A 21,888-nucleotide genomic window follows, 5' to 3' on the forward strand; every position below is an offset into this window, starting at 1 on the left:
TAGCGCACCAGCCCGCACAGAGCCGCGCAGAAGGGGCCAGCGATGCAGTACTTCTCGCGCGAATCGGATCTTGTGGATCGGTCAGGGCTCTCTCCCCAGGAGATCGAGCAGTGCTACCGCGTCCTCGAGGCGTTGCGCGGCTGGCAGGTCGCATCGCGTGCAGTCGCCGAGGCGTCGAAGCGGTACATGAAGCTCAATGAGAGCGACATGCACGCCATCCGCATGATCATCCGCGCCACGGAACAGGGTGCGATCGTCACGCCCAAAGACGTCGCGCACGAGGTCGGGATCTCCAGCGCCTCGACGACCAAGCTCGTCGACCGGCTCGTCGCCGCTGGACATCTCGTGCGTGTTCCGCACCCCCATGACCGCCGGACGGCCTGCCTCCAGGTCACCGAGAGCACCCGGCTCTCCGCTCACGACACCATCGGCCGGCAGCACGCCAGGAGGTTCGCGGCCGCCGCCGCCATCGACGCGGATGACCGCGAGGCCGTGATCCGCTTCCTCGAAGCGCTCACGGAGGCCGACACCCCTCAGGGCGAGCTCGCCTCCTCCTGAGCCGCCGCGCAGCATCGCGCGAGAGGACTCCGACGCCGCGGCCCGAGGCCTCTGCGAACGCCCACGTCACGCCGAAAATCGCCACGCCGAGCGCCGATAGAATGGACACCATGTCCAAGGTCCTGCAGTCCCTCCCCGTCGGCGAGCGCGTCGGCATCGCCTTCTCCGGGGGTCTCGACACCTCCGTCGCCGTCGCATGGATGCGCGACAAGGGCGCGGTGCCGTGCACCTACACCGGAGACCTCGGGCAGCCGGATGAGGACGACATCGAGTCGATCCCCGGTCGCGCTCTCGAGTACGGCGCGGAGATCGCCCGCATCGTCGACGCGAAGACCGCGCTGGTCGAGGAGGGCTTCGTCGCTCTGCAGTGCGGCGCGTTCCACATCCGTTCCGGCGGCAAGACCTACTTCAACACGACGCCCCTGGGCCGCGCCGTCACCGGCACCATGCTCGTGCGCGCCATGAAGGAGGACGGCGTCGACATCTGGGGCGACGGCTCCACCTACAAGGGCAACGACATCGAGCGGTTCTACCGCTACGGCCTGCTCGCCAACCCGCGCCTCCGGGTCTACAAGCCGTGGCTGGATGCCGACTTCGTCACCGAGCTCGGCGGTCGCCAGGAGATGAGCGAGTGGCTCGTCGAGCACGGCTTCCCGTACCGAGACTCGGCCGAGAAGGCCTACTCGACCGACGCCAACATCTGGGGCGCGACGCATGAGGCGAAGACCCTCGAGCACCTGAACGTGTCGCTGGAGACCGTCGACCCGATCATGGGCGTGAAGTTCTGGGATCCGTCCGTCGCGATCGAGACCGAGGACGTCACCGTCACGTTCGAGGCCGGCCGTCCCGTCGCCATCAACGGCGTCGAGTACAGCGACCCCGTGGCACTGGTCAACGAGGCGAACACGATCGGCGGACGCCACGGCCTCGGCATGAGCGACCAGATCGAGAACCGCATCATCGAGGCGAAGTCGCGCGGCATCTACGAGGCTCCGGCCATGGCGCTGCTGTTCATCGCGTACGAGCGCCTGGTCAACGGCATCTTGAACGAGGACACCCTCGCGACGTACCACGAGCAGGGCCGGCGACTGGGCCGCCTGATGTACGAGGGGCGCTGGCTCGAGCCGCAGTCGCTCATGCTGCGCGAGTCGATCCAGCGCTGGGTCGGGCTCACGATCTCGGGCTCGGTGACGATCCGCCTGCGCCGCGGCGACGACTGGACGATCCTCGACACCGTCTCGCCGAACCTGTCCTACGGACCCGAGAAGCTCTCGATGGAGCGCGTGGGCGATGCCGCCTTCGGCCCCGTCGACCGCATCGGACAGCTCACCATGCGCAACCTCGACATCGCCGACTCGCGCGCACGCCTCGAGCAGTACGCGGGCCTCGGCCTTGTCGGTGGAGCCACCGGCGAGCTCGTCGGTCGCGTCACCGCGGGCGAAGCATCCGAGATCACGGGCGCGGTGGAGGAGAGCGACGAGGCCCTCGCCGAGGCCGTGGATGCCGCATCCGAGGGTGCGGCATTCGACTCCGGCACCGACTGACGGTCTTCGCGACACGGACGGCCAGGGTACGTGTTCCGGCGCAGCTGAGCATCCGCTGAATTAACTTGCACACACTTGTGCACGTTATTACTCTGGAGTGGTGACTCAGACGACCCGCGCACCCCGGAGCGACGCACGCGCCAACCGTGAAAGCATCCTCGCCGCCGCACGCGAGACTCTCGCGAACGATCCGCGCGCGTCGATCGACGTCATCGCCCGCGCCGCCGGGCTCAGTCGCCGCGCACTCTACGGCCACTTCGACGACCGTGCCGCGCTCGTCACCGAGCTCATCGCAACCGGCGCACAGCGCTTCAACGCGATCGCGGAGGAGCCGGCGACCGCAGACGCCCGCCTCGACCTGGCCCGCCTCGCCGCTCGGCTGTGGGGCGCTGCCGAGGACGTGCAGCTCATCGCCGCCGTCGCCCTCGACGACGAGCACGTCGCCTCGACCGCCGCGGCGCTCGCGCCGGTTCGGCGGATGCTGCTCGAGATCGTGCGCCAGGGGCAGTCGGCCCAGACCCTGCGCACCGACATGGATGCCGAGACCCTCGCCCGCATCATCGAGGAGGGTGCGCGCACGTTCGTGACCAGGGCGCCCGCGTTCACGGCATCCGTCGCCGACGCCCGATCCATCGCCGTGCGCGCCATGCTCAGCATCGGCGGGCTCTCCTGGCGCGAGTCCGAAGAGCTTCTCCAGGCTCACCCAGACCTGCTCTCGAAGGAGACCGCCCGATGAGGATCGAACTCCACGGCGTCTCGAAAGGACGCCAGGGGCAGGCTCTGCCGGAGACCTCGCTCTCCTATGAGACCGGCACCGCGACGGTCGCATTCGCAGAGACCGAGCAGCGTCCGACCGTGCTCGGCCTCATCGCGAGCGGTCGGATGCGCTCCGACACCGGTCGCGTCACGATCGATGACGACGAGGATGCCGCCCTGCTGCGCCGTCGCATCGCCCTGATCGACGCCCCGGACGTCAACGACCCGCACCCGGACGTCGCCGTCGCCGGAGTCGTCGGCGAAGAACTCATGTTTGCGGGCCGCGGTGCGACTCCCCTGCACGCGCGCCGCTGGTTGAAGAACACGGGCTACCCGGAGCTCGCGGGCCTGCCGTTCAGCGCCGTGCCCACCGCGGCCCGCGTGCGGATCCTCTGCGAACTCGCGGTGCTGCGGGAGGGCGTCGAGGGCCTCGTGCTCGTGCATCCTGACCGTCATGGCGGTCGCCCAGAATCGTGGTGGCCGGTCGTGCGCGAGTTCGCCGACCGCGGCCTCGCCGTGCTCGTGATCGTGGGAGGCGCGGCAGCCGCCGCGATCGAGCGGATGCCGGTGGAAGCCCCGGCATCTGCCGAGGAGGAGTGATGAAGGTTCCATCGATGATCGCCGCCGAGCTGCGGCGGCTGACCTCGACGAAGATGGGCATCATCGCCCTGCTCGCGCTCATGCTCGTACCCGTCCTGTACGGCGGCCTGTACCTCTGGGCTAACCAGGATCCCTACGCGAAGCTCAGCGATGTGCCGGTCGCACTCGTCGTCGACGATGAGGGCGCGCCATCGGCATCCGACCCCGATACGAACGTCAACTACGGCGACGACGTCGCCGAGACGCTGGTCGAGGGTGCCGCGTTCGACTGGCAGAGAATGGATGCCGACGCCGCAGCGTCCGCGCTGCAGGCGGGTGACGTCGACTTCGCCGTGACGATCCCCAGCGACTTCTCCGAGGCGCTGACCTCGGCCTCGGGCACTGATCCTCGGCAGGCCGTACTCAAGCTCGCGACCAACGACGCCAACAACTACCTCGCCTCGACCATGGGAACCCAGGCGGTGGAGAAGATCCGTGCCACGGTGGCCGAGAAGGTCGGCACCGAGGCTGCGAACCGGCTGCTCACCGGGCTCAGCGACGTGCGCGCCTCCCTGGTCGAGGCCACAGACGGTGCGTCGCAGCTCGCCGACGGGGCGGTCTCCGCACACTCCGGAGGGGCGTCTCTGGCCGATGGCACCGCACAGCTCGCCTCGGGCTCGGCGCGGCTTGCGGACGGCTCGGCCCAGCTCGCGGACGGCTCACGCCGCCTCGCCGACGGCGCCCACCAGGTGGCCGACGGGAACGCGCGCATCGCCGCCGCCGCCGACCGCGTGGGAGATGCGATCTCGCAGGCGCAGTCGGCGCTTCCGCAGGTGCGCGCCGATCTGCGCCAAGCGCTGTCGGACCGGGGTCTTGCGGACGCCGAGATCGACGAGATCACAGCTCTCCTGCAGCCGCTCGGCGATCGTGTGGACGCGGCGACCGGCCAGGCCCAGACGGCCATCTCGCAGATCGATCAGCTCGCCGCGGGCTCGGCGACTCTCGCCTCCAGCGCCGACGCACTCGCCGGCGGCGCCGGCACGCTCTCCAGCGGAGCGGCAGAGCTGCGCGACGGCGCCTCGGCGGCGAATGACGGCGCGGCGAAACTGCGCGATGGCCTGGCCACACTGTCCGACGGGACGGCCGAGCTGCGCGACGGCCTGGCGTCCGGGGTGGATCAGATCCCGGCATCCACCGCTGACCAGCGGGCAGCGCAGGCCGACACGATCGCCGATCCCGTGCGCATCACGACCGCTGACGACGCCTCCGCCGAGGACTACGGCGCGGGCCTCGCGCCGTTCTTCGGGGCGCTGGCGGGTTGGATCGGAATCTACGCGCTCTTCCTGATCGTCAAGCCCGTCTCGCGGCGCGCGGTCACCGCCCTGCACTCCCCGCTGCGCATCACCCTGGCCGGCTGGCTCACCCCTGCCCTGCTCGGGGCCCTGCAGATGGTGGCTTTGATGGGCGTGCTGACGATCGCGCTGGGGTTCCGGTTCGACAACTTCGTCGGGGCACTCGGGGTGCTCGTCGTGGCATCCGCGACGTTCACCGCGATCATCCTGGCACTGAACATCTGGCTGGGATCCGTCGGGCAGTTCCTCGGCCTCGTGCTCATGGTCCTTCAGCTGGTGACCGCCGGCGGGACGTTCCCCTGGCAGACGCTCCCGGGACCTCTCGCAGCGCTGCATCATGTGCTGCCGATGGGGTTCGTGGTGGATGCCATGAGGCAGCTCATGTACGGCGGAGACATCACGCGCGCCCTGTGGGATCTCGCGGTCCTCGCGATGTGGATGGTCGGCGCGCTCGTGCTCGCGGCGATCGGTGTGACGAGGATGACGCACCGGCGGACGCTGCGCGACCTGCAGCCCAGCCTCATCGGGTGACGCACGACTCATCCACAGTGCTTCGCGGGCGGAAACGCCTGATCGGCTAGGCTTCCAGGGCGCGCACCCGAAACGCGCTCCGGGGTTCGGTGAGACCGAATCCCATGGTCGACCCTGAAAGCTGTGCGATGACGACTGAATCTGTGGAGCCCACCCGCCGACACCTCGCGGCTCGGATCGGACGGATCGCCTTCATCGTGGTCGCCGCGATCGTTGTCATCGCTGTGGCCGCCGCGTTTTTCGTGGTCTGGACGATTCAGCGCTCCTTCCCGCAGACCTCGGGTGAGGTCACGGCGAGCGGGCTGCAGTCCGAGGTGCTGGTGCAGCGCGACGCCCTCGGTGTACCGACGATCACCGCCGACTCCTCGCACGACCTGTTCTACGCACAGGGCTACGTGCACGCTCAGGACCGCTTCTTCGAGATGGACTTCCGCCGGCATGTGACCAGCGGGCGCGTCGCGGAGATGTTCGGCGAATCACAGGCGGGCACCGACATGTTCCTGCGTACGCTCGGCTGGCGCGAGGTCGCCGAGAAGGAGGTCGAGGCGCTCGATGAGACGACCCGCTCCTACTACGAGGCCTATGCGGACGGCGTGAACGCGTACCTTGCGGAGAACGACGGTGCCGAGGCGTCCCTGGAGTATGCCGTCCTCGGCATACAGAACCCGGATTACGAGATCGAGCCGTGGGAGCCGGCTGATTCCGTCGCCTGGCTGAAGGCGATGGCCTGGGATCTCCGCACCAACATCGAGGACGAGACCGAGCGCGCGCTGCTCGTCGCCGAGACGGGCGATACCGACGCCCCGGCCGACAGCATGGCGCTGCTCGAGCAGCTCTACCCCGCCTATCCGTTCGACGAGAACCCCGTGATCGTTCCGAAGATCTCGACGCTGCCGGAGGTCGGAACCGGCACGGATGCCGACGCGGCCTCGTTCACCGAGGGCACTGGCGGCACGGACGGCGACGGCACCGGGATCCAGAACGCGGTCACGACCATCGAATGGCAGGAGGCGGACAGCGTCATCGAGGCGGCCGGCATTCTGCTCGGCGACGCCGGCGAGGGCATCGGATCGAACTCGTGGGTCGTGTCGGGCGCACTGACAGCGACCGGGATGCCGCTGCTCTCCAACGATCCGCATCTCGGAGCCGCGCTTCCCAGCGTCTGGTACCAGGTTCAGCTGCGGTGCTCGACCGTCAGCGACGAGTGCCCCTTCGACGTCGGCGGGTTCTCGTTCTCCGGTCTTCCCGGCGTCGTCATCGGGCACAACAGCCAGGTCGCGTGGGGCTTCACGAACCTCACCACCGACGTCGCCGACCTCTACGTCGAGAAGGTCGACGGCGACCAGTACTGGCGCGACGGCGAGCTCGTGCCGCTGGAGGTTCGCGAGGAGACGGTGAAGGTCGCAGGCGGAGACGACATCGACCTGACGATCCGCTCGACAGTGCACGGCCCGATTCTCTCAGGACTCACCGATGACTTCACCGCGGTCGCCGACGACCTGGTCATCGCGGATGGGTCCGCCCTCACCCACGGTGAGACGGATGCCGGGAGCGGCATGACCGGCGAGTACGCGGTCAGCCTCCGCTGGACGGCGCTGGATGCCGGCACCACGGCCAGTGCGCTGTTCGCGATGAACACCGCACACGACTTCGACGCCTTCCGTCATGCGGCATCGCTGTTCGACGTCCCGGCTCAGAACCTCATCTACGCGGACGTCGAGGGGAACATCGGCTACCAGGCGCCAGGACGCCTGCCGATCCGAGGCGCCGGTGACGGCTGGCTTCCGCAGCCGGGGTGGGACAGCTCGTACGACTGGACGGGGTTCATCCCGTTCGACGAACTGCCGGTGTCGTACAACCCGGCATCCGGGTACATCGTCACCGCGAACAACGCGATCGTCACGGACGACTACGACCACTTCCTCTCCCGGGACTGGGACTACGGGTACCGTGCGGCGCGCATCGCGCACCTCATCGAGCGCAAGGCGGCCGCTGCTCCCCTCACCGGCGCCGACATGCGCGACATCCAGAACGACAACGAGATGTGGATCGGCAAGAAGCTCGCCACCGTGATGGGCGACGTCGCGGTCGATGGCGCGGGGCCGAAGGAGGCCGTGGCTCTGCTGCGCACCTGGGATGCCCAGAACAACGCGGACTCGGCCGCGGCGGCCTACGCGAACGTGCTCTGGTCGAACCTCGTGCTGAACCTGTTCGCGAATCGCGAGGAGCCACTGCCCTACGGCAGCCAGGGCCGCTTGTTCACGGTCGTCGACGCGCTCCTGGACGACCCGTCGGATCCACTCTGGACGAACGAGCGGATCGGTGTGAGCAGCATGGACGAGATGCTCGCGCTTTCTGCAGAGGATGCGTACGACGAGCTCGTCGCGTTGCAGGGCAACGTGACCGCTCGATGGAACTGGGGCGGGCTGCACGCGATCACGCTTCGCAGCGACACCCTGGGCTCCTCGGGCATCGCGCCGATCGAGGCGCTGTTCAACCGCGGACCGTACCCGGTCGGCGGTGGTGCGTCGGTCGTGAACGCGACCGGGTGGATGATCGGCGAGTCGTACGCGACGACCACCGTGCCGTCGATGCGCATGGTCATCGACCTGTCGGACTTCGACGCCTCGTCGTGGAACCACCTCACCGGAGCATCCGGGCACGCGTTCCATCCGCACTACGTCGACCAGACCGAGAACTGGTCGCACGGCATCCAGACGGTCTGGGCGTACACACCGGACGCCGTCGACGAGGTGACCGTCGACACGTTGACATTGACCCCTGCGGGGTGAGTGACATCGACCCCTGCGGGGTGAGTGACATCGACCCCTGCGGGGTGAGTGGCATCGACCCCTGCGGGGGTGAGTCGTACTGACGTCGAAGACGTGAGCGTCAGTCCTCTTCGCTGACCTCGATCGGCGTGATCACGGCGATGGCCTCGGTGACCGGGGTCTCGACCGTGTCGACGTCGTCGTCCTCGCCGGTGAGACGGGCGACCGCCTCGGCGAACTGGCGTTCCAGCGCGAGGAACGCCGCTACCGCGTCGCCGGCGGCGAGCGCGTCCAGCAGCTGCCGGTAGGTGTCCGAGACGGAACGTCGTGCGGTGTAGCCGTCGCCGTTGCCGCTGAGTCCGGCGATTCGGGTCTCGATCGCGAGGGTCGACATGTAGCGCCCGAGCCTGGGACTGCCTGCCATATCGACGAGCAGCCGATGGAACTCGAGGTCGGCGTCGCTGATGGCGAGGGCATCCGTGCCCTGGCTCACTTCGACGAGCGCAGCGTAAGCGGCCTCGAGCCGGTCCAGGACGGTATCGGCGCCGGCCTTGATGATCAGCCGCGCGGCCTGCGCCTCGATGGCCAGACGGGCGTCGTACACGTCGGTGACGCGATCTGGTCCGATCACGCTCACCCTCATGCCGCGACCAGGGGATGCCGTCAGCAGCCCCTCCTGGACGAGGCGCTGCATCGACTCGCGCAGCGGGCTGCGGCTCACTCCGAGCTGGGACGCCATCTCGACCTCGCCGATCGGGCTGCCCACCGGGAGTGCGCCTGATCTGATCGCCGAACGCAGCTCGGCGGTGATCAGGTCGACCGTCGACGGGCGCGGCACGCGCACCATCGAGATCGGCGTCACCGGTCGCGGAGTGTGTGAGGCCATGAGCATCCCTTCAGCTCGTCGCTGCCCATGGGGATGAAACAGCGAACAACTCATTGTCGATCCTCGACGGCGAGATACGAAGTCGATCCGGAAACCCAGTGTCTCCCGAGATCACGATTTTGCATACTTGTCGACAATCTGCGCGTCCGACTGTACATCTGCCGACAGCTTCCCTAGTCTGGTTCGCGGTCTACGGCGGCCGAGTGGCGCGCCCGAGAACGGAACCCGATACGGAACGCGAGGACATGATGACGAAGAGAACGACACGGATCGGTGTCGCCACAGCGGCAGTCGGCACGCTCACGCTGGGCCTCCTGGCCGGTTGCTCGGCCGGTGGCGGTGCGGACACCGAAGGCATGAGCACCCTCGAGAAGGCCCAGGAGGAAGGCTCGATTACTCTCGCGATCGCGTCGGAGCAGCCGTACTCGTGGGTCGAGGGCGGCGAGCCGACCGGCGCGACGATCGCCATGCACGAGCAGATCTTCAAGAACCTCGGCATCGACGAGATCAAGGTCGAAGAGGTCGACTGGAACTCGCTCATCCCCGGCCTGAACGCGGGCCGCTGGGATGCCGTGAGCGCAGGAATGTCGATCCTTCCCGACCGCTGCGCCGAAGCCGCTTTCAGCGACCCAGAGATCATGTACACGACGACGCTGGTCGTCCCCAAGGGAAACCCGAAGGACCTCAGCGACCTCGACTCGGTCGCTGCCGCCGACGACGTCACGCTCGCTGTGCAGTCCGGCGCGATCGAAGAGGGATACGCCACCGACCTCGGCATCGCCGGAACCGTCCCGGTCGACAGCGCCCAGGCCGGTATCGAGATCGTGCAGTCCGGACGCGCTGACGCGTTCGCCCTGACGGCTGTGTCGATGAACTGGATGACCGAGGGTCTGGACGACGTCGAGACGACCGACGCGTTCGTCCAGGAGATCGACGGTGTCGAGCAGATCGGCGCCGGCGCGACCGTGTTCCGCCAGGACGACACCGAGCTGCTCGAGGCGTACAACAAGGAGCTCGCGAAGATCACGGCCGACGAGGGAACGTACCTCGACCTGGTCGAGCCGTTCGGATTCACCGCCGAGAACCTGCCCCCGGCTGACCTCACCACCGAGCAGCTCTGCTCGGGCGAGCTGGGCTGATCCCCCTTCAGTGAACGAGAATTTCGACGCGCTCTGGAGGGCGCTGCCGCAGCTGGTCGACGGGGTGATCATCACTCTGCAGTTGACCGCCGGAGGCGCCCTCCTGGCCATCGTCGTCGCGATCGCATTCGGCCTGCTCGCACGATTCGAGAACATCATCCTGCGCGGGTTCGCGCGCATCATCATCGAGTTGTTCCGCGGAACCTCCCTTCTGGTCCAGCTGTTCTTCTTCTTCTTCGTGCTGCCGCTGCCGCCGTTCAATCTGGAGCTGCCCGCCGTCTTCACCGGCATCCTGGCGCTCGGGCTGAACTACGGCGCATACGGCGCGGAGGTCGTGCGCGGATCGATAGGTGCCGTCCCGGTCGGGCAGTGGGAGGCGACGACTGCGCTCAGCATGTCGCGCGCGCAGCGGATGTGGCGCGTCATCTTCCCACAGGCGTGGGCCCTGATGCTGCCATCGCTGAACAATCTGCTGATCCAGCTGCTGAAGGGAACCGCGGTCGTCTATCTGATCACGATCGTCGACCTGACGGCCGAGTTGAACCGGCTCCGGGTGCAGACCGACGTGTATTTCGCCTATGGGCTGGGCCTGCTCATCTACTTCGCGATCGCGTACCTGCTGACGCTCGGAATGAACGCACTCGAGACGCGTGCCAAGCACCGCCTCGGACAGGGCGGCAAGTGGCGTGACACGATCACGACCGCCCCGATCCCGGATGCCAAGGGGGCGGGCCAGTTCGGATGAACGACGACAACAGTTTCTGGAGCTGGGAGCATGCGGCTGCGGCGTTCCCCGAGATCCTGGAGAAGTTTCTCACCGTCACGCTGGTCGTGACGATCATCGGCAGCATCATCGCCGCCGTCCTCGGACTCGCGATCGCCCTCGGCCGCCGCACGGCGCCGCGTCCGGTGAGCGCCCTGATCACTCTGGTGATGAACTTCATCCGGATGACCCCACTCGTGGTGCAGTTGCTCTTCGCGTACTACGTCTTTACCACGGTGCCGCCGATCGTGCTGGGAACGATCATCATCGGCATCCACTACGCGACTTACATGGCCGAGGTGTACCGCGCCGGAATCGATGCGGTGCCTCCTGGGCAATGGGAGGCGACGACCGCCCTGTCGATGTCGCCCGGTCGCACCTGGACGGCCGTGATCATCCCGCAGGCCCTGCGATCGACGCTGCCGGCGCTGGCCAACTACGTGATCTCGATGTTCAAGGACACCCCGTTCCTCATGGTCATCACGGTCGTCGAGATGGTGCGCCAGGCACAGCTCTACGGCAGCAAGAACTTCCGCTTCGTCGAGGCGGTCATCATCGCCGGCCTCATCTACCTGGTCGCCAGCTACCTCAGTTCGCTGCTGGCCAGGCGATTGGAGAAACGTCTTGAATACACCACCGCTTGACGCGCATACCGGCGCCATCGCTCTGAGCGACGGCGATGTGCCGGCGATCCGCTTCGACAGGGTCGAGAAGCGCTTCGGTGACCACGTCGTGCTGCACGACCTCGACTTCACCGTGCGTCGCGGCGACCGGGTGACCCTGATCGGGCCGAGCGGGTCGGGCAAGACCACGATCCTGCGGCTCGTCATGACGCTGGAGGAGGCGAACGACGGGTACATCCTCATCGACGGCAAGCCGCTCACGCACTACTCGCGGGACGGCAAGCGCGTGGAGCTGAAGGAGAAGCACAAGAACGAGATGCGCAAGCGCATCGGCATGGTCTTCCAGCAGTTCAACCTGTTCCCGAACATGACGGTGATCGAGAACATCATCGAGGCACCGGTGCATGTGCTCGGGCTGTCGAAGAAGGATGCTCTCGAACGGGGCAGGGCGCTGCTCGAGAAGGTCGGGCTGCCGGACAAGGAGAACGCGCACCCCACGCAACTCTCCGGAGGGCAGCAGCAGCGCGTCGCAATCGCCAGAGCGCTGGCGATGGAACCCGAGATCCTGCTGCTCGACGAAGTGACCAGTGCGCTCGATCCCGAAGTGGTCGGCGAGGTGCTGAACATCCTGCGCGACGTCGCCCGCGAGACCGATGTGACGATGTTGATCGTGACGCACGAGATGCAGTTCGCGCGGGACGTGTCGAACCGGGTGCTGATGTTCGACAGCGGCCGCATCGTCGAAGAAGGTGCGCCGGAGGAGATCTTCAGCCACCCGCAGGAGCAGCGGACGCGGGACTTCCTGTCCGCGGTGCTGTGACCGCCTGCTGCCGGTGACCGGCGGAAGTGCGGGATAGGGTCGAGTGGTGCCAGAACGTCTGCTTGCTCCTGAGGGCACTCCCGTATCCGTCGTCGAGTTCGCCCATGGCGGTGCGACCCTGATCGCCGAGGACTTCGGCACGGGCTCCCGACCCTACGTGCTGATCCACGGCATCGGCATGGGACGCAGCGTCTACCTCGACTTCGTGGAGCGTCTCCCCGGCCGCATCATCGCCCTCGATCTGCCAGGGTTCGGTGAGGCGCCCGAGCCCTCTCGTACTCTGACCATGGCGCGGCACGCCGATCTGATCGCGGCTTTCCTGCGCAGCATCGACGTCTCGGATGCCGTGATCGTCGGCCACTCGATGGGCAGTCAGATCGGCGCGGAGCTCGCTTCGCGGCATCCGTCGCTCATCGATGGATTGGTGCTCGCCGGGCCCACCGTGAACAGCGCATCGCGCAGCATCCGGGAGCAGGCGACGTACCTGCTGCGCGATCTGCTCGGCGAACGCCCGATCGTGCTGTGGCGCGGCGCGCGGGAGTATCTGCGCGGCGGCCCGCACCTGATCCGGAAGATCCGCGCGACCGTGGTGCACGAGCCCGAGAAGGCCTATGCGAAGGTGCGCTGCCCCGTGCTGGTGCTGCGCGGCGAGCGCGACCCGCTCGCTCCCGTGTCGTGGTGCCGTGAGATCGCCGCACTCGTGCCCGGGCGGGCCGAGGTGCGCGAGATCCCCGACCACGGGCATGGCACGCTGCTCAGCGATGCCGAGCTCGCCGCCGACCTGATCAGCCGCTTCGCCGCCACGCTCTGACGGCGGGCGACGCGACGCGGCGCAGCGCCGTTCCCACGCCGGCCGCGCAACTCCGGAGCTTCTTGCGAGATCCGCGTATTTCCGGTTGGTCGGGTCGCCCAACGGGCAGTCTCTCCGGAGTTATGCAGCACGACGCACGCGCATCCGAGGTCCGAACGCCTCGATGATGCCGGCGATCTGCTGCCGCACGTTGGACGGGTCGAACAGGATGTCGGCTGCAATGGGCCGAACGGTCGCGTATCCGAGCTGGGCGGCCGCGATGTCGCGCGTCCGGTCCTCGACCTGCTTGTCCCACCCTGCGTGAAACTCCTTGCTGTCGCACTCGATGATGAGCCACCCCTCGACTACGAAGTCCACCCGACCCACGCCTGGGATCGTCACCTGAGTTTCAAACCGCAGACCCAGGGTGCGCAGGATCAGCCGCATGTACGTCTCAGGACCCGATTCGGCGGAAGCATCGACGAGCTTCAAGAGCGTGTGCAGGCGGCTGGGGAGGCACATGAAGAGCTCCTCCAACTGGATCCGCGTCGCGAGACGCAGGTGGAGCACGCTGTCCAGAGTGGCGATTGCGGCTCGCGGCTCCTGACAGAGAATCGCTTGGAGCACGGCATCCCGGATCGAGACCACGTGGCGCGGACCGCCCTTTCGCATCCGACGCGACCAGTGCATCACCGTGTTGCGCGACTTCCGCTTCCGGATACGCGACATGTGCGGGTGAACGTGCATGTGCAATCCGGCCGACCGCAGCACGAATACGCCGACCATCTCCAGCAAGGTGATGCAAGCGACCCGGCCGCCGATTCGAACCGCCTCTGCCACGCGGTCGTCGATGTCCGGGTGTGCATAGTGGTCTCGGCGCAGCCGCAGCAGGGCGCCGACTTTCACCGCGCGAGTGATGTCCGCTCCGGTACTGCCGCTTTCGAGGAGTTCGGCGCGGGAGAACACCATCGGAGCGTACGTCTCAGCGATGCGTTCGGCTGTTTTCTGCTTCTCCATCCCCCGAATCGTGCTCGCTGCCCGAGGCCGACAACCGCCGGAATCCCACGACCTGTTGAGAACTCAGGTGCTCCGCCATCCGTGCACAGTAAGCGAGCCGGTGCAGATCTCCGCATAACTCCGGAGGTCTTCGCCAGACCAGCGGAAAGAGGTGCACCGCGGGCCCGATGCGGCCGCTTTCTCCGGAGTTATGCGAGCGCGGACAAGAGGCGACCGAGCCTCGCGGCGAGAACGGGCGGCGCGAGGCCGCGCGTCAACCCGCGGCCGGCGGGGTCCGCTTCGACTCGGCGAGCTCGTCGACGACGAGGTCGCGCTCCTCAGAGGTGCCGTTGCGGTACGCCTGGCGGCCGACGATGTGGGCGGACAGCGGCGCGGTGGCGAACTGCATGAGCACGATCGGCGCCACCAGCGCGAGTCCCAGCAGGATTCCGCCGACCGACCGCTGCGACAGCGCGACGGCCAGGCAGATCAGCACGAGACCGAGCACCTGCGGCTTGGTCGCCGCGTGCAGTCGCGACGGCACAGCACGGAAGTGCAGCAGCCCGACGGCGGCGGACAGGCACAGCAGCGCACCGAGCAGGATCAGCACGAGCACTGCTGTGTCGATCACGACGTCTGCGATCTCGAATCCGAACACGTTCATGAGGTCGTGTTGTCCCTCCGCGCGACGTAGCGGGCCACGGCGATCGATCCGAACACGCCGACGGCGGCGATGATCAGCAGTACAGGGATGCTCCGCGTGTGACCGTTGATCGCCATCTCAGCACCGATCACGCACATCACCTCGGTGAGCAGCACGTCCGATGCCACCGCCCGGTCGAGAATCGATGGCCCCCGGATGATGCGGATCACCGTCAGCACCGCGGCGATGCTGAAGATCACGATGATCGCCGTCATGAGCACGTTCATCGCACAGCCTCCGCCCGCTCGTCCGCCTTCAGCGCACGATACTGCGCCGGGCTGCCGAGCGCTCGCACGATCCGACGCTCCCAGCGCAGCACACCCTGACGCTGCTGCTCGACGTCGTCGAGATCGCGAACCCCGATGATGTGCAGGTACAGGATGCTGCGATCCCGGTCGGTCTCGACGACGAGCGATCCGGGGATCAGCGAGGCGGTGATCGAGACGTGCGTCATCACGAGGTCGTCGGCGTACCGCAGCGGCACACCGATGATCGCGGCGCCCGGCTGCCGCCGGAAATCGAACACCTGGATCGTGACGGCGATCGCGCCGAGCAGGATCGCCCACAGGAACTGCACCACGAACAGCGCCGCGTACCAGAGGTTGATCCGGCCGGAGAGTTCGACCGTCGGCAGCCGGAACACCCGGGTGACGAAGATCGCGACGACCAGACCCGTGACGAACGAGAGCACCGTGAACTGGTTCCAGACCAGCATCCACAGCACGATCAACCACGCGAGGAACGGCAGTTGCAGCGCGATGTCTCGCAGGATTCCGCGGCGCGACTCCGGGCTCATGGGTTCACCTCCCCCTCGAGCTGGACCAGCTCGACCGGCTGCAGCAGCGATTCGCCGATGCTGGAGCACAGCGCGTAGAGGGGCCCGGCGAAGATCGTCAGCAGCAGCGTGACACCGACCATGCCGCCGGTTGCGACCGTCATGATCCGGGGGATGCGACGCCGCTCCTGCTGCTCGTCGGCAGCCGGTGCGTTGCCGAGGTAGGAGATGCGCCCCTCGGTCTCCGTCGAGTCCTCCTCCTCGCGCCAGAACGCGAGGTTCCACGCGCGCATCAGCGCGTAGAGCGTGAGGAGGGACGTCAGGATGCCGCCGAAGATCAGCACGATCATGATCGGCGTGCCGACGGATACCGCGGCCTCGAAGAGCGCGAACTTGCCGATGAACCCGGAGAACGGCGGCAGTCCGCCGAGGTTGATGGCCGGTACGAAGTACAGCACGGCCAGCAGTGGTGCGGCCTTCAGCAGTCCCTTCACTCGCAGGATCGAGGTGCTTCCGGCTCTTCGCTCTATGAGCCCGACCGCGAGGAACAGGGTCGTCTGCACGATGATGTGGTGCACGATGTAGTACACCGTCGCGCCGATCGCCTCCGGTGTCGCGATCGCCAGGCCGAAGATCATGTAGCCGACGTGGCTCACGAGCGTGAACGACAGGATGCGCTTGAGCTCGGCCTGCGCCACGGCGCCGAGCACGCCGACGATCATGGTCGCGAGCGCGATGATCATCAGCAGCATGTTGATGTCGTTGCTGGCGAACAGCTGCGTCTCGGTGCGGATGAGCGCGTAGACGCCGACCTTCGTCAGCAATCCGGCGAAGACCGCCGTGACGGGTGCCGGCGCGGTCGGGTAGGAGTCCGGCAACCAGAACGAGACGGGGAAGATGGCCGCCTTGATCCCGAACGCCGCGACGAGCATGAGGTGCAGCACGAGCTGCGTGTCCTGCGGCAGCTCGCTCATCCGCTCGGCGATCTGCGCCATGTTGACGGTGCCGAGTGCGCCGTAGATCATCGCGATCGCGGCGAGGAAGATGATCGACGACACGAGGGAGACGACGATGTAGACCGCGCCGGTGCGGATGCGCGACTCGGTGCTGCCCAGCGTGATCAGCACGTACGAGGCGACGAGGAGGATCTCGAATCCGACGTACAGGTTGAACAGGTCGCCGGCGATGAACGCGTTGAAGATGCCGGCCGCGAGGATGAGGTACGACGGGTTGAAGATCGAGATCGGAGTCTCGTCCGAGCCGTCGGCCGCTCCCTGTCCGATCGAGAACAGGAGGACCGCGAGCAGCACGATGCTGGAGATCAGGACGAGCAGCGCCGCGAGCCGGTCGACGTACAGCACGATGCCGAACGGCACGGGCCACCCTCCGACCGACACGGCCAGCGGAGTGCCTGCGTCGACCACGGCGAGCAGCACCGCCGCGATGACGGCGACGGCCGTAAGGCTGGCCAACGTGACGAACACCTGCAGACGAGGGCTGCGTCCGAACACGAGCGTGATGGCGGCGCCGAGCAGAGGCAGGGCGACGAGCAGGGGGACGAGGGCGCTCACGTGCGGTCCTCCCCGCCGTCGTCGGAAGCGTTGTCGGATGCTTCCCCGGAGTCAGGACGCGATGCCGACGCATCCCACGCCCGATCGAACGGGGCGTCGTCATGGATCGACGGGTGATCCCGCATGTGCAGCACGGTGATCGGTGCCGTCTGCACGCCGACGAAGTCCGTCGTGGCATCCTCGTCGGCGGTGTCGTCCTCGTCATCCAGGACGTCTTCGTCTTCGTCGGTGCGCTCGCGGAGGGCGATATCGGCGTCATCGTCCTCGACGGTGTCGGCCTGGCCGAGCTGCCAGGAGCGGTAGATGAGGGCGAGCAGGAACGCCGTCACGGCGAAGGTGATGACGATCGCGGTGAGGGTGAGGGCCTGCGGCAGCGGGTCGCTGAGGTCGCTGTAGCCGAAGAACGGCGCGTTGCCAGGCACGCCCATGACGATCAGCAGCAGCAGGTTCGTGGCGTTGCCGAGCAGCATGAATCCGATCAGCACACGGGTCAGGCTGCGCTCGAGCATCGCGTAGACGCCGGCGGAGAACAGCACGGCCATCACGATGATGAGGGTGAGTGACACGTCCATCAGATGCTCACCCCCCGCGTGCGCAGCTCCTGCGTCTGGCGGTCGACCTCGGCACCGAGGCTGCGCAGCACGTCGAGCACGAGGCCGATCACGACGAGGTAGACGCCGACGTCGAAGACGGTCGAGGTGACGAACTCCATATGCCCGATGCCGGGGATCTCCCACTCCCAGAACGTGCTGGTCAGCGGTGCCAAGCCGAAGAACAGCGGCAGCACCGCCGTGCCGACGGCCAGAATGAGTCCGGCGCCCAGCAGCCTCCCGGCATCCGTCGGGGTGGCGGCACCCAGCTCCCAGCGTCCGCCCGCGATGTAGCGCATCACGAGCGCCATGCCGGCGACGAGCCCTCCGGCGAATCCGCCGCCGGGTTGGTTGTGACCGGCGAAGAGCAGGTAGATCGACACGACGATGATGGTGTGGAAGAGGATCCGCACGATGACCTCGAGCAGGATCGAGCGGTTCTCGGGTTTCATCTGCTGCCCGCCGATGAGCCACGCCCGCGGGCTGCTGCGGTTCTCAGCGGTCTGGAACCGGATGCCCTCCGTGGTCTCGACGAGCGGCGCGATGCGCGCCTTGCGGCGGATGCGCTTGGGCAGCGCCGGGCGCGCTGCGAGCATGTCGGCCCGGTGCGTGACGAACACGAGGGATGCCACTCCGGTGGCCGCCAGGACGAGGACGGACAGCTCGCCCATGGTGTCCCAGCCGCGCAGATCGACGAGGGCGACGTTGACGACGTTCTTCCCGTGCCCGAGTTCGTAGGCCAGCTCGGGGAACGTCATCGAGATCGGATCGGCGACTCGGGACTGCGTCGCCACGATCACGACGAATGCCATCGTGAGCCCGGTGCCGATCGCTAGCAGGGCACGCGGGATGCGCGAGACCGAGGCGTTGTGCTCGCCCATGCGCGACGGCAACCGCCGCAGCACCAGCGCGAAGGTCACCATGGTCACGGTCTCGACGAGGATCTGGGTGAGGGCGAGGTCGGGGGCGCCGCTGGTCGCGAACAGCGCGACCATGCCGAGGCCCGTGACCGAGACGAGCACCACGCCCGTGTAGCGCTTGCGCGCCTGCACGGCGAACACCGCGGCGATGGCCATGATCGGTGCCACGGCGATCTGGGTCGGCGTGTGCCAGGCAGACAGATTCAGGCGATCGATGTCCGACGCCAGGAGCGCGGTGACCTCGGCCGCGACGACGACGACGAAGATCGTGCCGACGTAGACCGGCAGCGAACCGCGTTGCGTGAGCGTCGTGGTGATGACGGAGAGCCGATCGACCCCGCGCATGACCAGCGCGTACACGTCTGCGGCGGTGAACCGCAGCAGACGTGCCCTGCGATCCCACCCCGTGCGGATCGTGAGGAGGAAGAGACCGGCGCCGATGAGGATCGACAGCACCGAGATGCCGAGCGCCGGCTCGAACCCGTGCCAGAGCGCCAGGTGCCCTGGTCCCTCGGTAGCAGCGCCGTCGGCATCGAGACCGGGAAGGGCGGTGACCGCGTATCCGTGCAAGGCGATGTCGATGGCCGGGGCCGCGATGCCTGCGGCGAAGGTGAGCCCGGCGAGGATGATCGGCGCCGACAGGAATCCGACCGGCGGGTCGGGCCATGCGGTGTCCGGCATCCGCTGCCCGCGCTCGTCGTGCTTCCGCCAGAACGCACCCCACAGGAACCGAACGCCATATGCCGTCGTCAGCATGGAACCGAGGATCACGCCGATCAGAGCGACCAGTCCCCAGGCTGAGCCGCCCATCGCGTCATCGAGCAGCGAGGTCAGGGCGGACTCCTTGGCGACGAATCCGATCGTCGGGGGGATGCCGGCCATGGACGCCACGGAGATGAACGCCGCGACCGCCATGACAGGGGCCTGCCTGCCGACTCCGGAGAGTTCTGTGATGTCACGCGTGGAGAGCTGACGGTCGATGACGCCGACGATGAGGAACAGCGCCGACTTGAACAGTGCGTGGCCGATGACGAGCGCGAGTCCCGCGAGGGCGGTGGCCTGGGTGCCGTACCCGACCATGACGGTGAAGAAGCCGAGTTGGCTGACGGTGCCGAAGGCGAGCACGCGCTTGAGGTCGGTCTCTCGGAGGGCCTGGATGCCGCCGAGCAGCATCGTGAACACGCCCAGCGAGATCACGATCGGACGCCACGGGGCCGACAGGGCGAAGATCGGCGCGAATCGGGCGATCAGGTAGATCCCGGCCTTCACCATCGCGGCCGCGTGCAGGTACGCGCTCACCGGGGTCGGCGCCGCCATGGCACCGGGCAACCAGAAGTGGAAGGGGAAGATGGCGGACTTGCTGATGGCTCCGACCAGGAGCATGACGATCGCGGCATCCACAAAGGGACCGGATGGCGCGTTCTCGAGGATCGCGATGATGCTCGTCGTTCCGGCATCCACGGCGAGCAGCACGACGCCGACGAACATGACCAGGCCGCCGAGCGTGGTCACCAGCAGCGCCTGCAGGGCAGCACGTCGGCTGGCGGCGCGGCGACGGTAGTGGCCGATGAGGAGGTAGGAGAGGATGCTGGTGACTTCCCAGAACATCACGAGCATGATGATGTCGTCGGTGAGGACGAGGCCGTACATGGCGCCGGCGAAGCCGAGCAGGACGCCCGCGAACTGGCCGAGTTCTGTGGTGTCGTCGAAGAAGTACCAGCGGCAGTAGAGCAGCACCAGCGCGCCGACTCCGGTGACGATCAGGGTGAGGATCCAGCCGAGCACGTCCATGTGCATCGAGAGGTTCAGCCCCAGCTGCGGCACCCACGAGATCGACTCGAAGGGCGCCGAGTCGGCCTCAAGCACCTGGGGCGTGAGGATGAGGGCATGAACGAATGCCGCTGCAGGAATGAGCGCGGCGATGGCGAACGCCTGGGCTCCCAGCCAACGGACCAGCGCGGGAAGGACGAGGGCCCCCACGAGGAACACGGCGAGGAGCACTGTCATGGGCGGCTCCTCAATGGCTCGTCGGCCTCGAGAGGCGCAGGCGGGCGGGTTTCATCCAGTTTACCCGCCAGCCGCGGCGTCCCGGCGCGGAGTTCTTCAGTTCGCGGGCGCGGCAGTGGTCGATCCCGCACGAAAACGGGAGGTGAAATGCAGCGAGGTCGCCGGTTCGCCGCGCAGCATCCGTGCGATCTGCTCGCCGGCCGCTCGGCCCTTCTCGACGGCAGGCTGCACCATCGTGGTGAGCACGTGATCGCCGATCCCGTCGACGCGGATGCCGTCGAATCCGGCGACGCTGAGGTCTTCCGGCACGCGCAGTCCGAGCTCCTCGGCCGCACGGATGACGCCGGCGGCCAACAGGTCGCTCTGAGCGATGACCGCCGTCGGCCTGGATGCCGGATCGGTGAGGATCTCGCGTCCGGCGATGACGCCCTCGTCGATCGAGCTGGCCGATGCGGCGAGCGCAGGGGCTGCGGGGTACACGTCGCGCACGCCGGCCAGCCGGTCGACGGTCACCTCGACGGTCGCGCGCTCGACCTTCTCGGCGGTGACGGGGCCGCGCGTCCGAGCGCTGTCCAGCGGGAGCGTGACGATGGAGACGTCCGTGTGGCCGAGCTCGCGGACGTGCCTGGCGATCTCGGCGGCCGCCTCGCGGTTGTCGAGCGTGATGCGCGGGATCCCCTCCCCGGCGTCCCCCTCGATCACGACGACCGGCAGCCCTCGGCTGCGCAGCACGTCCAACGATTCACGGGTGCGACCGGAGCATCCGATCAGCACGGCCGCGTCCACCGGCGCGGTGGTGAGGGCCGAGATGTCATCGTCCGCCGGGTCGTCGCGGAGGAGCAGCACCCCAGCGCCGAGCGAGGCGATGCCGTCGGTGAGCCCGTCCATCATGGGGATGGTGACCGGGTCGAGGAAGGCTGCGCGCAGCTGCCCCTCGAGCACGACGGCGACGATCCCGCTCCGCCCTCGCCGCAGTGAGGCGGCCATCGGGTCAGGTCCGGTGTAGCCGAGCGCGGCCGCTGCGGCGAGCACCCGATCGCGCGTCGCATCCGAGACCTTCGTCTTGCCGCTGAAGACGACGGACGCGGTCGAGGTCGACACTCCCGCTTCGCGGGCGACGTCGGACAGCGTCGCCCTGCGCGGTGCGGATGAAGCGCTCATGGTTCCGAGGATAGCCGCTCCGAGTTTTCCAGATCGAATCGATTCGATATGCT

General features: G+C 67.7%; 20 protein-coding genes. 11 read left to right on the top strand and 9 right to left on the bottom strand.

The window, feature by feature from the left end; all coding sequences use genetic code 11:
* Positions 1–42: 42 nt before the first annotated feature.
* The 6 genes from LQZ87_RS13590 (at position 43) to LQZ87_RS13615 (ending at position 8,112) form a co-directional block, all read left to right on the top strand.
* On the top strand, positions 43–558 hold the full coding sequence (locus tag LQZ87_RS13590) for a MarR family transcriptional regulator (protein ID WP_230103983.1): 516 nt from the start codon (positions 43–45) through the stop codon (positions 556–558).
* 110 nt (positions 559–668) lie between these two features.
* Positions 669–2,102: an argininosuccinate synthase gene (gene argG, locus LQZ87_RS13595; RefSeq protein ID WP_230103984.1), complete on the top strand. Its 1,434-nt coding sequence runs from the start codon at positions 669–671 to the stop codon at positions 2,100–2,102.
* Positions 2,103–2,202: 100 nt separating this feature from the next.
* On the top strand, positions 2,203–2,838 hold the full coding sequence (locus LQZ87_RS13600; protein ID WP_230103985.1) for a TetR family transcriptional regulator: 636 nt from the start codon (positions 2,203–2,205) through the stop codon (positions 2,836–2,838).
* Positions 2,835–3,458 carry a hypothetical protein gene (locus LQZ87_RS13605; protein ID WP_230103986.1) on the top strand — a complete coding sequence of 208 codons (624 nt, stop codon included), beginning with the start codon at positions 2,835–2,837 and terminating at the stop codon, positions 3,456–3,458. The genes LQZ87_RS13600 and LQZ87_RS13605 overlap by 4 nt, the downstream gene beginning before the upstream one ends.
* A complete protein-coding gene (locus tag LQZ87_RS13610; protein WP_230103987.1) occupies positions 3,458–5,320 on the top strand; it encodes a YhgE/Pip domain-containing protein in 1,863 nt (620 codons plus the stop codon). The genes LQZ87_RS13605 and LQZ87_RS13610 overlap by 1 nt, the downstream gene beginning before the upstream one ends.
* A gap of 128 nt (positions 5,321–5,448) precedes the next feature.
* On the top strand, positions 5,449–8,112 hold the full coding sequence (locus tag LQZ87_RS13615) for a penicillin acylase family protein (protein WP_230103988.1): 2,664 nt from the start codon (positions 5,449–5,451) through the stop codon (positions 8,110–8,112).
* A 100-nt stretch (positions 8,113–8,212) separates the two neighbouring features.
* Here LQZ87_RS13615 and LQZ87_RS13620 read toward each other — a convergent pair whose 3' ends face one another.
* Entirely contained in the window at positions 8,213–8,977 is a 765-nt protein-coding gene (locus tag LQZ87_RS13620) for a GntR family transcriptional regulator (protein ID WP_230103989.1), read from the bottom strand.
* Between the two features lie 245 nt (positions 8,978–9,222).
* On the opposite strand from LQZ87_RS13620, the gene LQZ87_RS13625 reads away from it, so the two are divergent.
* The 5 genes from LQZ87_RS13625 to LQZ87_RS13645 are packed head-to-tail and all read left to right on the top strand — an operon-like array spanning position 9,223 to position 13,133.
* Positions 9,223–10,116, top strand: a complete 894-nt coding sequence (locus LQZ87_RS13625) for a transporter substrate-binding domain-containing protein (protein ID WP_230103990.1) — start codon at positions 9,223–9,225, stop codon at positions 10,114–10,116.
* Between the two features lie 10 nt (positions 10,117–10,126).
* Positions 10,127–10,861, top strand: a complete 735-nt coding sequence (ehuC, locus tag LQZ87_RS13630) for an ectoine/hydroxyectoine ABC transporter permease subunit EhuC (protein WP_230103991.1) — start codon at positions 10,127–10,129, stop codon at positions 10,859–10,861.
* Positions 10,858–11,523, top strand: a complete 666-nt coding sequence (gene ehuD / locus LQZ87_RS13635) for an ectoine/hydroxyectoine ABC transporter permease subunit EhuD (protein ID WP_230103992.1) — start codon at positions 10,858–10,860, stop codon at positions 11,521–11,523. Before ehuC ends, ehuD begins: the two co-directional genes overlap by 4 nt.
* Positions 11,524–11,545: 22 nt before the next feature.
* Complete coding sequence (gene ehuA / locus LQZ87_RS13640; RefSeq protein WP_290368279.1) at positions 11,546–12,322, top strand: ectoine/hydroxyectoine ABC transporter ATP-binding protein EhuA; 777 nt, start codon at positions 11,546–11,548, stop codon at positions 12,320–12,322.
* A gap of 46 nt (positions 12,323–12,368) precedes the next feature.
* Complete coding sequence (locus LQZ87_RS13645; protein ID WP_230103993.1) at positions 12,369–13,133, top strand: alpha/beta hydrolase; 765 nt, start codon at positions 12,369–12,371, stop codon at positions 13,131–13,133.
* 120 nt (positions 13,134–13,253) lie between these two features.
* Here LQZ87_RS13645 and LQZ87_RS13650 read toward each other — a convergent pair whose 3' ends face one another.
* From LQZ87_RS13650 to LQZ87_RS13685, 8 genes are all read right to left on the bottom strand, one after another.
* Positions 13,254–14,129: an endonuclease domain-containing protein gene (locus LQZ87_RS13650; protein ID WP_230103994.1), complete on the bottom strand. Its 876-nt coding sequence runs from the start codon at positions 14,127–14,129 to the stop codon at positions 13,254–13,256.
* A 253-nt stretch (positions 14,130–14,382) separates the two neighbouring features.
* The gene (gene mnhG, locus LQZ87_RS13655) at positions 14,383–14,772 is read right to left on the bottom strand and encodes a monovalent cation/H(+) antiporter subunit G (protein ID WP_230103995.1); all 390 of its coding nucleotides are present in this window, start codon (positions 14,770–14,772) and stop codon (positions 14,383–14,385) included.
* On the bottom strand, positions 14,769–15,038 hold the full coding sequence (locus tag LQZ87_RS13660) for a monovalent cation/H+ antiporter complex subunit F (RefSeq protein WP_230103996.1): 270 nt from the start codon (positions 15,036–15,038) through the stop codon (positions 14,769–14,771). Before LQZ87_RS13660 ends, mnhG begins: the two co-directional genes overlap by 4 nt.
* Positions 15,035–15,607: a Na+/H+ antiporter subunit E gene (locus tag LQZ87_RS13665; RefSeq protein WP_230103997.1), complete on the bottom strand. Its 573-nt coding sequence runs from the start codon at positions 15,605–15,607 to the stop codon at positions 15,035–15,037. The genes LQZ87_RS13660 and LQZ87_RS13665 overlap by 4 nt, the downstream gene beginning before the upstream one ends.
* The gene (locus LQZ87_RS13670; RefSeq protein ID WP_230103998.1) at positions 15,604–17,157 is read right to left on the bottom strand and encodes a Na+/H+ antiporter subunit D; all 1,554 of its coding nucleotides are present in this window, start codon (positions 17,155–17,157) and stop codon (positions 15,604–15,606) included. The genes LQZ87_RS13665 and LQZ87_RS13670 overlap by 4 nt, the downstream gene beginning before the upstream one ends.
* A complete protein-coding gene (locus LQZ87_RS13675) occupies positions 17,154–17,729 on the bottom strand; it encodes a Na(+)/H(+) antiporter subunit C (protein ID WP_230103999.1) in 576 nt (191 codons plus the stop codon). The genes LQZ87_RS13670 and LQZ87_RS13675 overlap by 4 nt, the downstream gene beginning before the upstream one ends.
* Entirely contained in the window at positions 17,729–20,674 is a 2,946-nt protein-coding gene (locus LQZ87_RS13680) for a Na+/H+ antiporter subunit A (protein WP_230104000.1), read from the bottom strand. The genes LQZ87_RS13675 and LQZ87_RS13680 overlap by 1 nt, the downstream gene beginning before the upstream one ends.
* Before the next feature lie 96 nt (positions 20,675–20,770).
* The gene (locus LQZ87_RS13685) at positions 20,771–21,835 is read right to left on the bottom strand and encodes a LacI family DNA-binding transcriptional regulator (RefSeq protein ID WP_230104001.1); all 1,065 of its coding nucleotides are present in this window, start codon (positions 21,833–21,835) and stop codon (positions 20,771–20,773) included.
* Between the last annotated feature and the right edge of the window lie 53 nt (positions 21,836–21,888).

This window comes from Microbacterium sp. Bi121 (assembly GCF_918698005.1).
Lineage (GTDB): Bacteria > Actinomycetota > Actinomycetes > Actinomycetales > Microbacteriaceae > Microbacterium.